Here is a 21744-nt window from a genome sequence, read left to right on the forward strand (position 1 = left end):
TCACCTACCAATAATATTTTTTTAATTTCTAATAATTCAGTTTTATCCATTAAAATTAGGTAAATTAAACTTTTCACTTAATATACCAAATGTTATTACTGTTATTAATAAATCACTTTCAAAAGGTACATTTAATCTAAATCCTTGGGAGCAATATTTCTTTTTTAGTTGCTCAACAGTATTAGGGTTAAAATATCCTTGTCTCTTAATAGTAGAATAAGACAAAATATCGTTTACATACTCTTTACTATTTTGTAAAATATAAGCACTCCCTGGAGCTGTAAATGCAAATTTTTCTCTATCCAATATCTTTCTAGGTATCCAATTTTTAGAGACTTTTTTCAGTATGTATTTTTCATTTCCATCTTTAAGTTTAAATCTAGGTGGTATCCTTGCAGCAAGTTCTGCCAAATTTTTATCAAGAAATGGATATCGCGCCTCTATAGAATTAGCATATGACATTCTATCTCCATGATCTGATATCAAGTGATCTGCCAATCTTAATTTTAAATCAATATATGATCGTTGATTGATTATATCCCTATTTACCATTCTTTTTTTATTTACAACAAAATGATTTAAACAATCAAATTTATCAAAAATTTCAAGCATACCATTAGAATATAATTCTTTTTTTACACTTGAATTTTTGTAATACTCCTTTTCATAAACAAATCCATCTATTCCCCATAATAACTCTTGAATTTTTCGTTCCTGTATAGCAAATTCATCTCCAAAATTTTTCTTAGATCTAATTCTATCAAATTTATAACCTACGTAACCAGCAAAAAGTTCATCTGCTCCTTCACCAGTTAAAATAACCTTAATATTTTCTCTTCTAGCAGCTTCAGAAAGAGCTTCAGAAGCTGTATTATATGTTTCTCTCAGAGGACATTCACAATGATAAATAACCTTATCTAATCTACTAGATATATCTGAATATTGAAAAGTTTTACTATGGTGGATTGAGTTAATAAATTGCTGTATACAATGCTGATATTCATATTCTGAAATCTGTTCATCACTGAAATCAATAGAAAAAGAGTGCCTTATTATGTTTGGTGAAAGCTCCTTTACCTTTGCCGCAATTATGGATGAGTCTAAACCTCCACTCAAATATAATCCGATAGGAACATCTGAACGCAACCTAAGCTTAACAGATTCATTTATCCTTTCTCCAAGCTCTTTTGTGTAATAAGAAATGCTTTTCTCATAGTCTTCATGTCCAATTTCGGGAAAATCAATATCCCAGTACTCAAATTCTTTTACATCATATAAATCAGGTTTTACAATTAGATAATGCCCACTTTTCAAACTATTAATATTTTTAAATAGTGTTCTAGGACTAATTAAACCAGGAAACGTTAACACTTGATCTAATCCAGTTAAATCAACTTCTCTTTTAACACTTGGATGTTCCAATATTGATTTAATTTCTGATCCGAATATAAAAAAATTATCGGCTATTGTATAAAAAAAAGGAATAACACCAAAATGATCCCTTGCACATAGCATTATATTTTTTACAGAGTCATATATTACAAAAGCAAATTGCCCATTTAAATACTCAATACAACTACTACCATGTTCTTCATACAAATGTAAAATCACTTCAACATCAGTATTAGTTTTAAAGACATGTCCACGACTTTTCAATTCTGCTCTAAGTTCTATATAGTTAAATATTTCTCCATTGCAAATTAAAAATATCTTATTATTTTCATTTGATAAAGGTTGCATTCCTCCACTTAATCCAATTATACTTAATCTAGTAAAACCTAAAGCAATACTTCCATTACATAAAACCTGTTCTCCATCTGGTCCTCTATGTTCTAGCTTATTTATCATATTAGTAATAATTCTTCTATTACATCGATTACTCTTTGTCATATCAAAATAGCCACAAATTCCACACATCTTATTCCCTCCATCCATTTAAATAAAATAACTCAAATAAAAAATTCTATCTTCAATTCTAAATAGCAGTTTTTAATTTAGTTTAACGTTATGACTATAAATATTTCATTCCTAATGGACTTAATGTTAAATATTCTTTAGCATATTTCGGTCTATTTTTCCAGTTGGTAACACCGGTAACTCTTCCAATAGAGTAATGCGATTTGGAACCATATATTGTGGTAAACTTCCCCTTAAATGATCTTTTATAAGTTTTATGTCAATTTCTCCACTAGGTACTATGAATGCTATTAGTAAAACATCACTGTTCTTCTCAATATTAACTACAGCACACTGCTTAATATTTTCTAATTCCATTATGCTAGATTCAATCTCTTCTAGCTCAATTCTAAGTCCTCGTATCTTTACCTGACAATCTTTTCTTCCATGATACTCAATATTTCCATCCTTCATAAATGCACCTAAATCACCAGTTTTGTACATTCTCTCATTTGGAATTAAAGGATTCTCTATAAATCGTTCCATTGTTAATTCTTGATTGTTTAAATAACCTCTTGCCACTCCCACTCCTGAAATACAAATTTCTCCTACTTTTCCTATTGGTTGAATTTCACCATTAGATAAAATGTATATTTTTGTATTATCTATAGGCTTTCCAATCGGTACTCTTTCCAACTTTCCCTCTGTAGGGCAATTATAACAAGTAACATCAACCGTTGCTTCTGTTGGTCCATACAGATTAATAATACGTGCACCAGTTTTTGTATATAAAATTTTATTAAATAATTCAACACATATAGGACTCAAAACCTCACCACTAGTAAACACATATCTCAAACTTGATAGCCTATTAACTTCATCCGTGTCTTCTATATATTTTAAAAATTGGAATAACATAGAAGGTACAAAATGAACGACCGTAACATGGTTTTTTTCAATAGAATCAATTATTGCCTGTGGAAATCTTTCCATTCCAGGATCAAGTAAACATAATTGTGCCCCTGCAATAGACCACCAAAATAGCTCCCAAACAGAAACGTCAAATACAATAGGTGTTTTCTGCAAAATAACATCATCTTTTGATAATGGATACATTTTTTGCATCCAATTTAATCTATTTACAACAGAGCGATGTTCAACAACTACGCCTTTTGGTTTCCCTGTTGTACCAGATGTGTATATTACATAAATCGGGTCTCTGGCTTCGCAAACATTAACTAAATTTTCAACTGTTGTTTCATTCTCTATCACAACATCTATATTAATTAACTCTACACTATCTGTCTTGATTGCATCATTTTTCTTTACTAATACATAATTAATTCCGCTATCATATATAAGATATTCAATTCTTTTTGATGGAAGATCTGTTGAAATCGGCATATAAACTCCACCAGCCTTAATAATTGCATATACTCCAACAATCATTTCTAACGATCTATCTGCCACAATCCCAACAATTTCTCCTGTTTTAACACCTTTAGTATCTCTTAAAAATTTGGCTAACAAATTTGCTTTTCTGTTAATATCACTATATGTGTATCTCTGCCCATGAAAACATACTGCCACCCTATTTGGATACCATAATGACTGTTCTTCTATAAAACGCTGTATAGTTTTATTTTCTGGAAAATATGCATCAGTATGTTGAATATTTATACTACTCACATCATCAAAAAATACTTTGCTGTTATTGTATATCATTTTTACTCCTTCTTTATTACTTTCATACCAAATCTATACTTAAGTTTAGTAATACTTATCTATTTCATACTAATTTTATTATTATTTATAAATAATAATTATTTTTTATATTTTTTAGTAAAATAATTAGTTAATATCATTTCATGAATTTGGTTACTTCCCTCAATAATTTCTAAAATTTTAGAATCTCTATAATATCTTGATACAGGAGAAGTTCCTATACATCCACTAGCTCCTAAAATCTGAACGGCATTAGCGGAATGCTTACAAGCTACTTTTGAGACAAAATATTTTATTATCATTACTTCTTGAATAAGAGTGGCAATATTATCATTGTTACAAATACTTAAACACAATCTACTAGCAGCTTCATAATCTGTTCCCATCTGTGTTATCATCTCTTCAATAACACTTTGCTTAATTAAACGTTGTTTAAATGTGACACGATTAGAAGCATACTTGCAGCTTTCTTTCAAACAGCCTTCTAATATGCCAAGAGCAGTGAATGTGACACTGACTCTACCATAATTTAAAGCATATGGAGCAACACATTGCAAAGCCATATTCTCTTTTGCAACTAAATTTTCTGACGGAACATAACAGTTTTGAAATTCTAAAACTGCCAGGTTGCTTGCACGGAATCCTAGCATATCATCAATTTGAGTCACCTTCAATCCTTCCGTATCACGTGGTACCAAACATGCAATAGATTGACCATTATCATCTGTTTTTCCAAATACTAAAATAACATCAGCACTAGCTCCAAAGGTAATCCATCGTTTTGTACCATTAATCACATACCCATTATTCTCTCTTCTGAATGATGTTGTAATACCTTGTACATCACTTCCTGCTTCTGGTTCCGTAAGAGCTAATGCTCCTAAAATTTCACCAGCACACATTTTGTTTAGCCATTTTTCTTTTTGTTCCTCAGTTCCCCACTTATATATTGTTTGTAGTACCATTGTATGAACATTAAATAAACCAGCAAGAGATGTACTTGCTTCAGCAACTATTTTCGTAAAAATACCATATGTCATTATATCCCAGTTGTTTCCTCCGTAGATTTCCGGCATACAACAACCTAAGTATTTTTTTTCAGAACACAATGTAATAATATCTTTTGGTATACTTTGATTTTTCTCCCATTCATTTGTATATGGTAATATATTTTCTTGAACGAATATACTAAATTCATCGTAATATGCTTGATATTCAGTATTTAATAAATTATACATTTTGAACCTCTCTTTTTTTATTTATAAAATTAATAATAGCATTTACAGATTTAAAATTCTCCATATCTAAATCTTCTATTTTTATCTTAATATCAAAGTTACGTTCTAAAAATGTCATCAAATCAATAGCAAATAATGAGTTCACCAGTCCTTCTTCAAAAATTTCAAGATCGTAATCTATACTCTCTACATCTGCATTTTCAGATATATATTTAGCAATAATTTCTTTATTAATCATTCTTTATCCCTCCTACTACTTGTATTTATAGAAACCTTGTCCTGTTTTTTTGCCGAGATGTTTTGCATCTACCATCTTCTGCAACAAAGGACAACAGCGGAATTTTGATTCATGATAGCTTTCATATAGCACATTTAATGAATTTACAACTGTATCTAATCCTATTAAATCCGCTGTTTCCAATGGCCCCATTTTATGTCCAAAACAATCTCTAAATATTTTATCTACCTGTGCTGGTGCTGCAACTCCATTGTACACAACAAATGCTGCCTCATTCATAAATAAATGAGAAGTACGATTAGAAACAAAACCAGGTGCATCCTGTACTAATACCATTGCTTTTCCTAAAGACTTTAAGAAATTATTTGTATCTTCAATCGTTCTCTCTGAAGTATAAAATCCTTGAATAACTTCAGTAGTTTTTTTCAGATAAACAGGATTCATATAATGTACCCCAATAATTCTATCTGGAGCATCAACAAAACTTCCTATTCTTGTTATAGAACAACAAGAAGTATTTACCTGAATACAAACATTTTTATCGCAAACTTCATTTAGTTGTCGGTATATCCCTTCTTTTATTTCTAAATCTTCCGTAGCATTTTCAATTATTAAATCGCACTCTTTCATTTCAGTAATGTCTGTAGTATAACGTACATTTTTTTCACAATCATTGATATCAAGTTGTTTTAAAGCTGGTAGTAAAAGACTTGAATATCGTATAGTATTCTTCATTTTAGTCTTTGCCTCTTCCAAAATATCTGTATTTATATCCAGCAATATAACCTTGTATTTATGTAGTAATAAGTCAATACTTATATCTACCCCCATTGTACCGGCTCCTATTACCCCTATTGTTTTACTCATACAAACTCCTCCATATTTAATGTTTTTTACATATTAATTTATTACGTATAATTCTACTCAAAAAACACATTTTGAGTAATGAAAAAATCTTGGCTTTTTAAATCTTTGATATAAAAGGATTAAGAAATATGCTTAATCCTTTTAATTTAATTTATGAGAATGTAATTTTTCTATTTTTCACAAAAATCTTTCTGTATAAATTCATTTTACAAATATATAGGCTATATAAGTTTTAACTATCCATAATTCAGATCATAATCATCTATATTGAAAATTCTTAAATTTTCAATATAAATTTTATGTATACCATATTCTGTTTTATGGTTTCGTTAAACTATATATAACTTCTTTATTTGCCATATATTATTTCTCATACAAGGTTAATGTTAATTACTTTTCTTACTTAAATTCAATTCTATAATCAAGATTGGATAATATTTTTTCTGTATTTTCACGATAATGAAAATCTTCATATTTACTAAGTTGATTCCAAATTTCAGACAATTTTTTCTCATCTGATGGAGTCAAAAAGAAAACTGCTACTGAACGTCGAGTCAATAAATTTTCATATGGAATTTCCCAGTCTCTTACTATATCATTTAACTTCATTTGATCTAAATCTTGTTTTACTTCAATAATATCCAAAACGTTTCCAATCTGTGTCATTATAGCACCTCCATAGTATAATAATAATCTATCCACTAAAAGCTATTCTTTTCTTAATAGATTTATAGTAAAAACTTTTAAAAGCCTACATTCTTATTTAACTTTCTTTACCACAGCTAATTCTAAAATAAAAGGAACAGAAGAGCCTTATTCTTCGAAAAGTCGCATCTTCTTAGAGTTCACATAAATTTATAATTTTCACCTCTTTTGCTGTCTTCGTTATAAGGAACTTAATGTTATCGTTATCAATAACATTATCCAATAGCACGAACGTTAACATCAGAAAAACACTATTGACAGATCTGATTCAAAAAAGCTACTTTAATAGATTTAAAGGTTTCTCTTGACCCATGGAACCTTCCTCTTGATTTAAGAAATATTTTAAAAAATATTATGACCTAATAGATGATCCTCTCTACTTACGTGAATAAACTTCAATCTGAACTTCAAATGGTATTTCCTCAGTATTTCTAAATACTTTCAAATATAACTACAAATATGTCAATAAATTTAAAAATGCTCCCATAAATGACGTTATAAATTCCATACGCCTTACTGCTCGTTTTTGACTTACTTATGCTAATAATAAGTATAATGCCATTATTCAGGCTGCAAATGCTACCAAGACTTTTTACTATAATGTAATCTATAACATCAATAGTATTCGTTTACATTTGATTCAAAAATATGCTGAAAAAATTTTTCAACTCCCTCTGACATAAATGCACTTGTTAACGCAAATGAACCTATTGATTTTGTGAGGCAGATTCATCTTCTTGAAACATTTAAGGATTCAAAAAGGCATATCAAAACGTGGTTCCATGATTGTCAGAAAATTAATTCACATCAGAAACCCGCCAAAAGAATTGCATCTCTCAGCTAAGCTTAACAACATTTAAAATTTACTACAAGCTCCTCCATAATCCATGATTACTATTTTTGAGTTTTTTCTTGCACGTAATTGCACAGCATGTTAAGAAAAACATACTTATTAAAATCCAATTCTTCTTCATCAAACTCAAAATCAAATTCCTTTTCAATACCAACAACTATCTTAATAAAAGAAATTGAATTTATAGCTAGTTTAGTTAAATCATTATTATTCTCCAAATATTCCCTAACATTCTGTATATCACTATTTAGGGCAATGATTTCAATTATTTTTTTTCTTATATCCATATTAATATCTCCTTAAATATATTTTCATAACTTAAATACTTAATATCATTATCAAAATCATTATCTTCTCCACAAATTGATAATTTATATTCTTTATCAATTTTGAATTGCTTAAAATTTGGCCTAATTTGATCTTCAGATGTAATAAAAATATCATTTTCATTTACGTTTAAGCTAAAAGAATTAAGCGGTATAGATAACCCTTTCCCTTTATACTTTATATAACTTTCTTTTAACGTCCAAAGATCATAAAAATAGCTTATTTGTTTTTCTAATTGTTTACTCATCAAATCTTCATATTCAATTTTTGAAAAAAATCGTTTTGCAATATCTAAATCAATAGGCTTTATTTTCTCAATATCTATGCCAACTTCTTTATTACTTATAGCACATACTACCCAATTTTCAGAATGAGATATATTAAAATAAAAATTAGGTGGATTTTTCAAAAATGATTTTCCAAACTTATTATAAATAAATATTAAATTTTTATTGTTACAATTAGTTTTTTGACATGCCAAATATCTTACAAGTATATCGGCAAATAATGTTCTCTTTGAGTCCTCTATAAAACGAAATCTCCTTATTCTTTCACATTTATCTTTAGAAACAAGTAAAAGTAATTTTTCATACATTTCTTCATCTATAGATTCATCAATTCTAATTGCATATATCTCTATCATTTAATTACCCCATTTAATATCTTTCATCATTTTTGAATAAACTTCCTTTCCATACAAAAATCATTTATATTCTCTATACCCCATTAATACATTTTTATAGATTATTTTTTAATACTTCTTCATTTAAGAATCCCAACATCCATCTTAATTTCCAATATTATTTATAAAATTAACTCCTCTTACTTGAATATAAAAGAGGAGTTAATTATTCTAATCTTAAGATAATCTAAAGTTTCACATAAACACTATTAATGCTTAATTAAAGTCCACTTTTCGTTTTTCTCAATATTATTATATTTATATTTTTAATGAATTCTTTGTTAACTACTTTTGAAATAATATTTTTTAATTCATTTTTATTAATTCAAAAATTAAAATAATTTTTTACCATATATTTTAATCATATACTTTAGTTAACATATGTTTTTTATTATTAAACTACAATAATAAAAAATAAGTATCAACTCAGTTTTATATCTTTTTGAAAGTTTCTCTTATTTTTTGCATAGCTTCGCCCTTTCACTTATCCTAATTAATAAGCTAAAAACCTTTTCTTCTATGTTCCTTAACAGTAATCAACGTGACCCAGCAACGATTAATAACTAATAAGTGCTTTTTTGTCATTTCTATTGTAATAATATGTATTATTATATTATTATTATACATATTTTTTGGTTTTTTGTAAATATATTGTCAAATATTAATTTAATTTATTTTTTAGAATATATTGTATAACAATTAAATATGATGTATAATTTTATATTTTTTCCATTATAATATACAATATATAATATATATGTATTTTTTATATTTATCTAAACATAGATACTTATTTCTTTCAAAGACTAATTACATAAAAGAAGGGCCTTAATAATGGTGAGAACAATAATCCAAGTATCTACACTAAATAGTTATATGATAAAAAAATTAATTTATTTGTAAAATATACTAAATTTTTATTAAATACTATAACATTAAATAATTGGGCTTATACCAGAAAATCCACAGTATACGTTAATTTTAAAATTCAAACTTATATCTATGTCAAATTTAATCTTAACTAACTTAGCCATCAATAATTTTCATATTATTTCTTCAAACCTCTTTACATTATAGTAATATCTACATTATTCATAAATTTTTAACTTTCAAATTTTTAGAACTAATATTTCTACTTTTTATTTTCACAATACTATATAACATATCTAATGACGTTATCAGCTGAATATTATGTTCTACTGCAGATCTTCTTACTTTAAATCCCTCTCTTGTTGAGTCGTTTCCCTTTGTTGGAGTGTTCACAACAAGGTCAATCTTCCCACTTTCTATAACTTCTAATATATTTGGATTTCCATCCTTTATTTTTCTTACTACCTCTACATCTATTCCTCTTTCTTTAATCATATTAGCTGTTCCTTCTGTAGCTACGAAAGTGTATCCTAAATTACTTAAATCTTCAGCTATTTCAATAAATTCTTCTTTATCATTATTGCTTATAGTCGCTAAAATCCTCTTGCTCTTCTTCGTAAAATATATTCCTGCTCCTACAAAACCCTTAAATAACGCCTCTTCAACAGTGCGTCCTATCCCTAAAACTTCCCCCGTTGATTTCATCTCTGGTCCTAAACTTACTTCAACCATTGATAATTTATTAGTTGAGAACACTGGAACCTTAACTGATACAAGTTCTGGCTCTTTGTATATATCAATGCCATAGTCCAAATCTATTAGTTTGTATCCCATAATAACCTTTGTTGCTATATCAACTATAGGTATTCCTGAAACTTTACTTATATAAGGCACTGTTCTACTTGCCCTTGGGTTAACTTCTATTACATACAGGTCTCCCTTAAACTCTATAAACTGAATATTTACCATCCCTATAACATTTAGTTCTAAGGCAAGTTTCCTTGAGTAATCTAAAACTTTATCTCTTATTTCCTTGTTTATAGTTTGAGGAGGATATATTGTTGATGAATCTCCAGAATGTATACCAGCTCTATCTAAATGTTCCATTATTCCAGGTATTAGTATGTTCTCTCCATCACATATTGCATCAACTTCTATCTCCTTCCCTAGTAGGTATCTATCTATAAGAACTGGGTTCTTACAATCTCTTACGAAGGAATCTTCTAGATACTCTTTTAATTCTTTTTCACCATAAGTTATCTCCATACCTTGACCCCCTAATACATAAGATGGTCTAACCAGTACTGGATATCCTAACTTCTGTACCTCCATCAAGCCTTCTTCCGTACTCCAAACAGCTTTTCCTTTTGGTCTATTTAAGTTTAGCTTTTCTAATATTTCTTCAAACTTCTCCCTGTCTTCTGCCTCATCTATGTACTTTGGAAGAGTTCCAATTATAGGTATATTTTTATGTTCTAAGAATTTAGCAAGCTTTATAGCTGTTTGACCTCCAAATTGAAGAATTACTCCTAATGGTTTTTCCTTTTCTATTATATTTAATATATCTTCTTTAGTTAGTGGTTCAAAATAAAGTCTATCTGATATATCAAAGTCAGTTGATACTGTTTCTGGGTTATTGTTTATTATTATTGTTTCTATCCCCATTTTTCTTAGTGATTTTATACAATGAACTGAAGCATAGTCAAACTCTATTCCTTGACCTATTCTTATAGGCCCTGATCCTATAACTATTACTTTCTTTTTATTGCTAAATTCAACCTCATCTTTTACTCCATAAGCTGAGTAAAAATATGGAGAAACTGCTTCAAATTCTCCACCACAAGTATCAACCATGTTGTATCCTGGCTTTATGTTCCATATATGTCTTAACTCACATACACTTTCTGGACTTACTCTTAAAAAGTCTGCTATAGCTTTATCCGAGAATCCTTTTTTCTTTAGCTCAAATAGCCATTCTTTATTCAAGCTATCTATTGTTGAGTCTTTTAATCTTTCTTCTTGCTCAACTATATATTTAATCTTCTCTCCAAAAAATCTATCTACACCTGCTATTTCAACTACCTTTTCTAGCGAATGGCCTCTCCTTATCATTTCAGCTAAGACAAATAACCGCTCATCATCTGGAATCATAACCCTTTCCTTTAACTTTTCTAAGCTTAAGCTTCTTACTTCCTTATGTTCTAAAGAATATTGTCCTATTTCTAATGAACGAACTCCTTTTAAAAGTGCCGCTTCAAAATTAGAGCCTATTGCCATAACTTCACCTGTTGCCATCATCTTTGTTCCAAGAATTCTATTTGCTTTCTTAAACTTATCAAACGGCCATTTTGGTATCTTTACAACCACATAATCTAATGTAGGTTCGAAACATGCATATGTCTTTCCTGTTACTGCATTCTTTATTTCATCTAAGTTATATCCTAATGCAATCTTTGCAGCAACCTTTGCTATTGGATATCCTGTTGCCTTTGATGCAAGAGCTGATGATCTTGAAACTCTTGGGTTTATTTCTATGACTTCATATTTAAAACTTGTTGGATGTAAAGCAAATTGAACGTTACATCCACCCTCTATGCCTATAGAGTTTATTATATCTATTGATGCCGTTCTAAGCATTTGATATTCCTTATCTGAAAGTGTTTGTGATGGTGCTACAACTATTGAGTCACCAGTATGAACTCCAACTGGGTCTATATTTTCCATGTTACATATCGTGATACAGTTTCCTTGACCATCTCTTATAACTTCATACTCTACTTCTTTCCAACCCTTAACACTCTTTTCAAGTAGAACTTGACCAACAGGACTTAAGTTTAATCCACTGGCTAATATTTCCTCTAAAGTTTCCTTGTTTTCTGTTATTCCTCCACCAGTTCCCCCTAGTGTATAAGCTGGTCTAACTATAACAGGATATCCTATAACTTCTGCAAATTCTAATCCTGACTTTAAATCAATTACTATCTTTGATTCTATTATAGGTTGACCTATTTGTTCCATAACTTGTTTGAATAACTTTCTATCTTCACCTTTTTTTATTGACTCTATAGACGTTCCTATAACTTTAACTCCATACTTTTTAAGTATCCCTTTATCATTAAGCTTAACAGTAATGTTTAAGGCGGTTTGTCCACCCATTCCAGCAAGAACACTATCTGGCCTTTCTTTTTCTATTATCTTCTCAAGAAATTCAACTGTAAGTGGTTCTATATAAACCTTATTTGCTATTTCTTTATCAGTCATTATTGTAGCTGGGTTAGAGTTCACTAACACAACTTCTATTCCCTCTTCCTTTAGAGCACTACATGCTTGAGTTCCTGAATAGTCAAACTCAGCAGCTTGCCCAATTATTATTGGACCTGAACCTATAACTAAGACCTTTTTTATATCTTTATTTAATGGCATATTAACAATCTCCCTTCAATATTCTTATCTTCTCTAATTTTTTAACTAACGTAATGCTAATTTATTTAATTAAAGCTAAGAATTTATCAAACAAGTAGTTACTTTCTTTGGGTCCCGGACATGCTTCTGGGTGAAATTGTACGCTGAATATAGATAATTCTTTATGTCTCATACCTTCAACTGTTCCATCATTAACATTTAAGTGTGTTATTTCCATCATTTTTGGTATTTTAGTAACTACATATCCATGATTTTGTGAAGTTACATATATTTTATTTTCTTCCAAGTCCTTTACTGGATGGTTAACACCTCTGTGACCAAACTTTAATTTTCCAGTATTACCACCTAAAGCCAACGCTAAAAGTTGATGTCCTAGACATATTCCTCCTATAGGTTTCTTTCCTATAAGCTGCTTTATAGTTTCTATAACTTCTCCTAAATCTTCCGGGTCTCCAGGTCCATTTGATAAAAACACTAAATCTGGGCTTAATCTCAATATTTCTTCACTACTTGTTAGTGCTGGAAGCACTGTTAATTTACAATTTCTCTTTTTGAAACTTCTAATGATATTTTCTTTTACTCCAAAATCCAATATAGCAACATGCTTTCCTTCTCCCTCTAAAACATAAGCTTCCTTTGTAGAAACTATTTTTACTGCTTCTTTGTTCGAGAATTTACTTATTAAGCTTCTAGCATCTTCCTCATATAAGTCTTTTGTTGTTATTATACCTTTCATAGTTCCATAATTTCTTAAAACTTTAGTTAATGCTCTTGTATCTATTTCCTCAAGTCCCATTACTTTGTTTTCTTTAAGATATGCATCTAATGACAATTCATGTCTCCAATTACTTGGTATATTACATTTTTCTCTTACTATAAAACCTTTAACTTTTAGACTTTTCGATTCTAAATCTTCTAAGTTTAATCCATAATTACCTATTAGGGGATAGGTCATAGTAACTATCTGACCATAATATGATGGATCTGTTAGTATTTCTTGGTATCCAGTCATTCCTGTGTTGAAAACTACTTCTCCTACAGTGTCTTTTAGATATCCAAATACTTTTCCTTCAAACACCATACCATTTTCTAATATTAACTTCCCAACCATAAATACATCCTCCTGCACAAACAAACTAATAAATCATATACTCTCCATTAAATATTCTTCATAATATTTTTTATTAATATGTATTATCGTTATAATCTTAAAATTTATCAAATCAATACAACTTTCCCATCCCCATCTTTATAACCTTATCAGCTGAACTAAAATATTGCTCATCATGTGTTATTGCTATAACACATCTTCCCCTTTCTTTAAGCTCTGGGAGTAGGGTATTGTAGAAAAACAACCTAAATTCTGGATCTTGGTCTGCTGCCCATTCATCAAATAAGTATATAGGCTTGTCTTCTAAATATGATATAAGTAATGCTAATCTCTTTTTCTGACCTGTTGATAATTTAGTTGTACTAAATTTTCCGTCTTCAATTTTAACTTTTTTATCAAGCTGTAACACTTCTAAATATTTCTGAATTTCTTCTTCTTTCCTTTGCCATTCTATACCATATAACTTATCAAACAAATAAAAATCTGAAAAAATAGTAGTATAATTCTCACTCAATTTTTTCGGTTCCAACTTATTTCCATCTAAAGTTATATATCCTTTAGTTTCTTCATATAATCCAGTTAATAACTTAGCTAAAGTTGACTTACCACTACCATTCCCACCTGTTATAAATGTTATTTCTCCAGACATAAAAGAATGACTTATTGGTCCAATTCTAAAGCCTTTACCATCTTCTTTTTCGTATTCATATTCTATCTCATGTAATTGAAGTTTGAAGTTATCTTTCATAGAATCATTCTCGCTAACTAAATCACCATTGTCTAAAACATACAGTTCGTTAATTAAACTATTAATTCTCTTTAAACTTATTCTAACTTCTATAGCAGTAGGTATAGTATCTAATATTCCATGAACAGGTCCTGTCATATACAAAAGTATGAAAACATAACTTGCTACGCTTATGCTTTCTAAATTCTTTAAAATTAATGGGAAAATCAATGCTATAGCTCCTATTGCAAGGGTAAACAATAGTTCACCTATTACAAACATATTTGCAAAAGCTAATGATGATTTTCCTCTTTCAGTTTTATATTTTTTGCAGGTGCTTTTCATATCTTCTTGGAACTCATACTTTTTCTTTTTATTAAGACTCAGCTCTTTAAACCCACCTATTAGATCATTAATAAATTTAAAAAATGAGCTTTGAAGATCTCTAGCTTCCTCTCCAATTTTATTTGCATATCTGCCTACTAAATAATAGATACTTGAGATTATTAATATTATTAATAAGGCTAAGAATAATGCATATATATTTATACATCCTAAATATATAAAACAACATATAAGAGTAACTGTACTTGTAATTCCACTAATTAAAATATTTACGAATCTACTCATGGTTTCAGTATCATTATTTAAAGTAGATTGAATTCTTCCTTTTTCAATTTTTTCAAATTTATTATAAGGTGCTTTTAATATATGCTTAACGATTTCCATTCTTTTTGAGTAAACTATACTATTTGTTATGTCTATTAGCTTTCTTCTTATAATTTTTTGACCATAAACATATAAGATTATTCCTAAAACAAAGTATATTAATAGCTTCAATTTCATACTATTATCACTATTTATAGACATATTTATCGTGAAAATTATAAGTGCATTTCCAAATCCACTTGCAATACTTAATAATGACAATATTAATAAAGACTTATCATCTTTTTTTTTAAAAAAACTTATTAATAAAGCATATATATACGCTGTCCAAATACTTGTATAAAATAGATACAGAGCAATTTTTATACTATTAGGAACCCATACAAATACAAAATTCCATGATACTCCTTTATATAAAATATATGGAATTGAATAGATGCAATAGCTTATTCCTAATACAAACATTAAAGAAATAAGAATCTTCACAAAACTTTGTACAGATATTCTTGTGAAATTTCTTTCCTTTATTATTATTTCTCTAATTGATTTAACCATAAAATACAATGTACTTATTATAACTAAACTTGAAAAACATATAATGAATATAGATATATTATCCACTCTCTTATTAAAATCTCTTATGTTTATATTAGAATAATCTTTGCCTTTTAGTATTTCATTAACCACTCTACAAATAAATTGTACATAGTCTGAATTAGTGTTACTTAATACTGCTACTCCAACTTTTTTCTCTGGTTCAAAGGTTATAAATGAAGAATAATTAGGATTAGCTGCTCCATGTGAAATTCTCCCTCCTATATCTTGATAAATATCCCATCCTGCAGCATATGATGCTCCATCAATATCAGGTGCAATTGTTCTATTTGGTTCATGTGACCTTTTAACCAAATTATCATCAAAATTAGACTCTTTTGATGTTCCCATCTGAATTTTAAGCCACTTGGCCATATCTTCACCATTAGTTATGATATATCCTGCTGGCTTATTTCCTCTATAGACTGGGGCATCATAACTTCTTGGTTTCAAAAATTCTAACTTGTAACCTGTTGCTATTTCATTAATGACATTTTCATTTTTAAATAAATAAGTATTATTTAATCTAGCAGGTTTCATCACGTTTTCTTCCATATATTTTTCGTAACTTAATCCTGAAACTTTTTCTATTATTAATCCTAATACATCATAATTTATTGTTGCATATTGGAACTTTTCACCTGGCTTGCTATCAAGCTCTATACCAACCAGCGTTTTAACTGTTTGCTCTAATGCATTATCTTCATTTGAAACCGGAATTTTATCTATACTTTTAAAAGGTATTCCACTTGAATGATGTAGTAATTGTTCTAAAGTTATATTAGTATCTTCTCCTTTGTAATTTATCTTAAACCAAGGTATATACTTAGATACATTTTCATTAAGCTTAACCAATCCATCTTGTTCCAGCTTTAAAATTCCTAGTGCTGTAAAAGCTTTACTAGTAGATCCTAATTCAAATAATGTTTTATCTGTAACCGGAGTTTTATTCTTAATATCTGAGTATCCAAAGCCTTTCTGATAAATAGTTCTATCATCCTTTACTATAGTTATGGATAGCCCTGGAATTTTACCATTGTCCATATTTTCTTGTATAAACTTTTCTATCTCTATACTTTCATCTTGTGTCAATAAATCTATTGCTCCATTACTTTCTCCAGCAAATACAAATGTTGATGATAGCATTACACTTATAAAAACACTAAATATAACTAATAGTTTATTTATCTTTCTCATAATACTCATTACTCCTTGCATAATTATTTTCTACTCTCACATACCACTTGAAATAATAGTAGGATTTAATTAACTGAACTTTATAATTTAACTATAATCACATCTTAGTATGTAAACATTAATCAAACAGCACATCTAAATCCTCCTGCGAAATATCTACAGAAGCAAAATCTGATGGAGTAAATTCTTTTACATCTTTGTTCATGCATTTTTCTTTAATTAATTTTAATGTACTTATATAAGTATCTATTAATTTTTGAATTGTTTCTTCATTAAATTTATTCTTACTGTAGGTAACATTTATTTTTAATTCTTTATTCACTATCATGGCTACTATATCAATTAATGCTGTTAACGAATTTTCTTCATCGCTATTTAGCCCAAATTCAATACTAGATAAACTTAACTTTTCTTTATTCACAATATTATCAAAATCACCTAGGTAGTTGAACCTTACAAGTTTATTTTGTAATTCAGCTATTTGATTTTTTAAGAATCTAATAGTTCCATAATTAAATCCTTGATTCGGTATATTTCTTAGTTGTTCTTTTATAGACTTTATGTTTCTTTCTATATCATTAGATTCAACTTTGAAATATGCTGGGTACATACTTGTAAACCATCCTACAGTTCTTGATATATCAATATCACCACCTATATTCTCTCTTCCGTGTCTTTCAAATTCGATTACTACCTCATCATTCTTCGTTATACTATTGATAGTAAGAATTAGTGCCATAACTAATACTTCATTTAGATTCATACTATAAATTTCATTTACACCCTCTATTAAAGAATTTAGTGTATCTGCATCTAAAATTCCCTTGAACTCTTGTGATGTCTTCACTATATCTTTACCTTTATTAAAGTCTATTGGATAGTTAAAGTTACTATTATAAATATTGTTCCAATAGGATATTTCATTTTGAAAATCTTTTTTACTATATGTTATTAGTTCATTAGACCATTCTTTAAATGAGTAAGTTTTCATTGGTAACGATATTTCATTTCCTTTTTCTAAATTATTTAATATAGTTACAAAATCATTTAATATTACTCTCCAAGATACTCCATCCACTACTAAATGATGAGCTATGAATAATAAAGCTTGTTTTTTATCTTCTAAGTCAAACATAATTACATTAAATAAAAGACTATCCTCTATATCAAAACTAACATTAGCCTTATCAATTAAATATTCAACATTCTTAAATTCTTCATCATAATAAACTTCCTTTAAATCAATATATCTAAATGCTTCTATTACATTTAAATGTTTGTCATTATAGTATAATTTCTTAGTCTTCCTATTATAGTTAATTCGTAATCCATCATGATGTTTAACTAAGTTGTTTACAGCTATAATAACCTTCTTTATATCTAAGCATTTGTTATATTCTAATAATACATATTGATTATATAAATTTTCATTTTCAAATTTTTGATTAAAGAACCATTCTATAATGGGGGTATTTTCTATTTCTCCATAACTTTCATCTTGACTTATATTTACTGTTTCTTTCCCCGTTTCTATGGCTTCTGCTATTTTTTGAATAGAATCGTAAGATAGAATATCTTTTACTTTAATGGTTAACCCCTTATTCTTAAGCTTCGAAGATATTTGAATAGCTTTTATAGAATCTCCTCCAAGTTGATAATAGTTGTCATTCATGCTTACATTCTCAACCCCTAATATCTCCTCAATAACCTTAACTAATTCCTTTTCTGAAGAAGTACTATAGTTAACAAACTCCTTGGTAACATCTACCTTTTCCGGAAGTAATGAGTAATCAATTTTCCCATTTACGGTTAATGGTAGCCTATCCATAAATATAAAGTTAGTTGGTACCATATATTTAGGTAAAAATTTTAATAGCCATTCGTTTAATTCACTTTCATTAATTTGTCTATTCTTCACAATATAGGCATTTAATAATTTATTTCCTAATAGATTTTCCTTAAATACAACAACAGCATCTTTAACAAATTCATTTTCAGTTAAATGTTTTTCTATCTCTCCTAATTCAATTCTATGACCTCTTATTTTTACTTGATTATCAACTCTACTCACATATTCAATAGTTCCATTTTCTAAATACCTTGCAGTATCTCCAGTCCTATACATCCTCTTTCCTTCTATAAATGGATTTTCAATAAATCTTTCCTTAGTTAACTCTTCTCTATTTAAATATCCTCTGGCAACACCATCTCCTGATACATAAAGTTCACCTACAAATCCTGTTGGAATTGCATTTAATTCATTATCTAGTATATATACTTGGACATTATCGACTGGATAACCTATTGGTACTGATATACCCTGATTTTTTTCTTCATCATATTTGCATATCATACATCCTACCACAGTTTCAGTAGGTCCATATTCATTGTATATCTCTATATTCTTGCCAAAGCTATTGTAAACTGCTTCTGCTAAATTTACTTTTAAATCTTCTCCTCCAACAATAAAACGCTTTATATTAGATTTTGTATTATCCATATCTTTTAGCAAAGTTAAATGTGCAGGAGTAAGCTTTAACACTGTTACTTTATTTTCTCTTAATATCTTATATAGAACAAATTCTGTTTCATCATTATCATAAACAACAATTTTATTACCTGAAATTAATGGCGTAAATATAGATGTTATAGTTAAATCAAATGATATTGATGAATATAATGCCATTATTTCATTATCATCTTTTAAGTACATCTTATTAGCCCACCATATATAATTTGTAAGACCTTTATGTTCAATCATTACGCCCTTTGGCCTTCCAGTTGAACCTGATGTATAGATAATATAAGCTAAATCATCTAAATCATTAGTTTTCACTAAATTTTCTTTATTATATATATCTAAATTTATGTCTTTTACATTGATTACAGTTATTCTCGATTCAATAATCTCTTCTATTTTTAAATTTGTTAATACTATATTACTTTTGGAATCTTCAATCATATAACTTATTCTTTCTATTGGATAACTTGGATCAATAGGTAGATATGCTGCTCCTGCCTTTAGAACTGCTAAAATGCTTACTATCAGATCTATTGAGTTAGTTTCAATAATTACTACAATGGATTTTTTATTTATTTCTTTTTCTCTTAAGTAATTTGCTAATTGATTTGCCTTTTCGTTAAGTTGTTTATATGTTAATTGCTGTGAATTAAACTCTACTACAACCTTATCAGGTTTTTTAATTACCTGATCTTCAAACAATTCATTTACCATTTTCTTTGGATAATACTCAGTTGTTGAATTCCAATCATATACCTTGCATTTTCTCTCTTCTTCATTAATAAGTTTTATTTCATTAACTTCAAGTTTTTCATCTTTTATTACCTGATTGATTATATTAATCATAGATGCATACATTGTTTTAATTTCGCCATCCGTATATTCCAAAATTTTATAATCAAAATCCAACTCTATATTTTTATTATCTAATTCTTTAACTATAACCTGTAATGAGTAACTTTGATTTCCACAGTAATATTCTTCAACCTCTGCTTTTATACCATTTATATTACTTTCGTATTTAGAGTTATAGTAATTTACAGACATTTTAAATAAGCTGTTATAGTCATCTTTACTTAAATCTAAATCCTTAATTAGAAAGTCATAAGGATATTTTTGATGCACTAAACAAAGTTTAAAATCCTTATTAATCCGCTTTATTAAGTCTTCAATATTTGATTCTCTATTTAATTTAAATCTAAAAGGTAAAGTACTTGTGAACATACCTATCATACTCTTTTGATTCTTGCTAGTTCTATTAAAAACTGGCGTTCCTATTACTATATCATTCTTATATGTACTTTTATTTATATAGATAAGTAGTATTGCTATAAAGAAAGTATTTAAAGAACACTTTTTATCAATAATAAAATTTCGAATTATATTTGATAAATCATTATCAACATTAAAGCACTGTCTTTTTCCTTCTAAACTATTTGATGTATTGTATAAAAATTCTTCTGGCATATTATTAAATTTTTCTTTCCAAAAGTTCTTATTTTTTATAAACCTTTCTGAGCTCAAATATTCTTTTTCTTCTTCTATAAAATCTATATATGAAGAACATTCCTCTGTATCAAACTCTCTATTATTTACAATACTTGTGTATATTTTACATATTTGGCTTTGTATTAACGTAATTCCCCATCCATCACATATAATATGATGGATTTTAAGTAGCACTCCAAATTCATTGTCACTTATTTTATATATAGCAAAATAATATAATTTACTATCATCTAAATTAAAATTTTTTTCAAATAATCCCTTTACCCATTTTTTATGTTCATTTTTAGGTTCCTCATAATTTGTAAAATTTACAAACTCTATGCTTTCATATTCAAATTTTTTAACATATTGTACCGGTTCATTGTTTCTTTCATTAAATCTTAACCTAAGCCCATCGTTATCCTTTATTATGATATTTAGAGTTTGTTCCATACATTTAACATCTATATTTTTATTTATTTTTAAACATCCACCTATATTATGTAGTTGTGAGTCTGTGTTAATTTTCTCTATATACCATATTCTCTTTTGCGGATGTGTTAATTTGTAGCAGTCTCTCTTCTTCTCATTCATTTCAATTCCCCTTTTGAAA

General features: G+C 28.2%; 12 protein-coding genes. All 12 read right to left on the reverse strand.

Translation table 11 applies throughout. From position 1 onward, the window contains the following. Nucleotides 1-42: 42 nt before the first annotated feature. The 12 genes from asnB to BUB01_RS13575 all read right to left on the reverse strand — a co-directional run bounded on the left by asnB (nucleotide 43) and on the right by BUB01_RS13575 (nucleotide 21725). Nucleotides 43-1917 (reverse strand): asparagine synthase (glutamine-hydrolyzing), encoded by a 1875-nt coding sequence (gene asnB / locus BUB01_RS13515; protein ID WP_072988716.1) that lies wholly within the window; start codon nucleotides 1915-1917, stop codon nucleotides 43-45. Nucleotides 1918-2043: 126 nt separating this feature from the next. Then, nucleotides 2044-3621 carry an amino acid adenylation domain-containing protein gene (locus tag BUB01_RS13520; RefSeq protein WP_072988718.1) on the reverse strand — a complete coding sequence of 526 codons (1578 nt, stop codon included), beginning with the start codon at nucleotides 3619-3621 and terminating at the stop codon, nucleotides 2044-2046. Nucleotides 3622-3719: 98 nt separating this feature from the next. Beyond that, the gene (locus BUB01_RS13525; protein ID WP_072988721.1) at nucleotides 3720-4859 is read right to left on the reverse strand and encodes an acyl-CoA dehydrogenase family protein; all 1140 of its coding nucleotides are present in this window, start codon (nucleotides 4857-4859) and stop codon (nucleotides 3720-3722) included. Beyond that, nucleotides 4852-5097, reverse strand: a complete 246-nt coding sequence (locus tag BUB01_RS13530) for an acyl carrier protein (RefSeq protein ID WP_072988724.1) — start codon at nucleotides 5095-5097, stop codon at nucleotides 4852-4854. Before BUB01_RS13530 ends, BUB01_RS13525 begins: the two co-directional genes overlap by 8 nt. Nucleotides 5098-5112: 15 nt before the next feature. Continuing rightward, nucleotides 5113-5964, reverse strand: coding sequence for a 3-hydroxyacyl-CoA dehydrogenase family protein (locus BUB01_RS13535; RefSeq protein ID WP_072988728.1), 852 nt, complete (start codon nucleotides 5962-5964; stop codon nucleotides 5113-5115). A gap of 399 nt (nucleotides 5965-6363) precedes the next feature. Beyond that, nucleotides 6364-6630, reverse strand: a complete 267-nt coding sequence (locus BUB01_RS13540; protein WP_072988731.1) for a hypothetical protein — start codon at nucleotides 6628-6630, stop codon at nucleotides 6364-6366. Between the two features lie 933 nt (nucleotides 6631-7563). After that, on the reverse strand, nucleotides 7564-7809 hold the full coding sequence (locus tag BUB01_RS13550) for a phosphopantetheine-binding protein (RefSeq protein ID WP_072988735.1): 246 nt from the start codon (nucleotides 7807-7809) through the stop codon (nucleotides 7564-7566). Next, nucleotides 7800-8492, reverse strand: a complete 693-nt coding sequence (locus BUB01_RS13555; protein ID WP_084108791.1) for a 4'-phosphopantetheinyl transferase family protein — start codon at nucleotides 8490-8492, stop codon at nucleotides 7800-7802. Before BUB01_RS13555 ends, BUB01_RS13550 begins: the two co-directional genes overlap by 10 nt. A gap of 1131 nt (nucleotides 8493-9623) precedes the next feature. Beyond that, complete coding sequence (gene carB, locus BUB01_RS13560; protein ID WP_072988738.1) at nucleotides 9624-12824, reverse strand: carbamoyl-phosphate synthase large subunit; 3201 nt, start codon at nucleotides 12822-12824, stop codon at nucleotides 9624-9626. A 61-nt stretch (nucleotides 12825-12885) separates the two neighbouring features. Next, nucleotides 12886-13935, reverse strand: coding sequence for a carbamoyl phosphate synthase small subunit (locus BUB01_RS13565; protein WP_072988741.1), 1050 nt, complete (start codon nucleotides 13933-13935; stop codon nucleotides 12886-12888). A gap of 112 nt (nucleotides 13936-14047) precedes the next feature. Further along, nucleotides 14048-17122: a cyclic peptide export ABC transporter gene (locus tag BUB01_RS13570; protein WP_072988745.1), complete on the reverse strand. Its 3075-nt coding sequence runs from the start codon at nucleotides 17120-17122 to the stop codon at nucleotides 14048-14050. Between the two features lie 118 nt (nucleotides 17123-17240). Continuing rightward, complete coding sequence (locus BUB01_RS13575) at nucleotides 17241-21725, reverse strand: non-ribosomal peptide synthetase (protein WP_072988749.1); 4485 nt, start codon at nucleotides 21723-21725, stop codon at nucleotides 17241-17243. Nucleotides 21726-21744: the final 19 nt, after the last annotated feature.

This window comes from Clostridium cavendishii DSM 21758 (genome assembly GCF_900141845.1).
GTDB lineage: Bacteria > Bacillota > Clostridia > Clostridiales > Clostridiaceae > Clostridium_AG > Clostridium_AG cavendishii.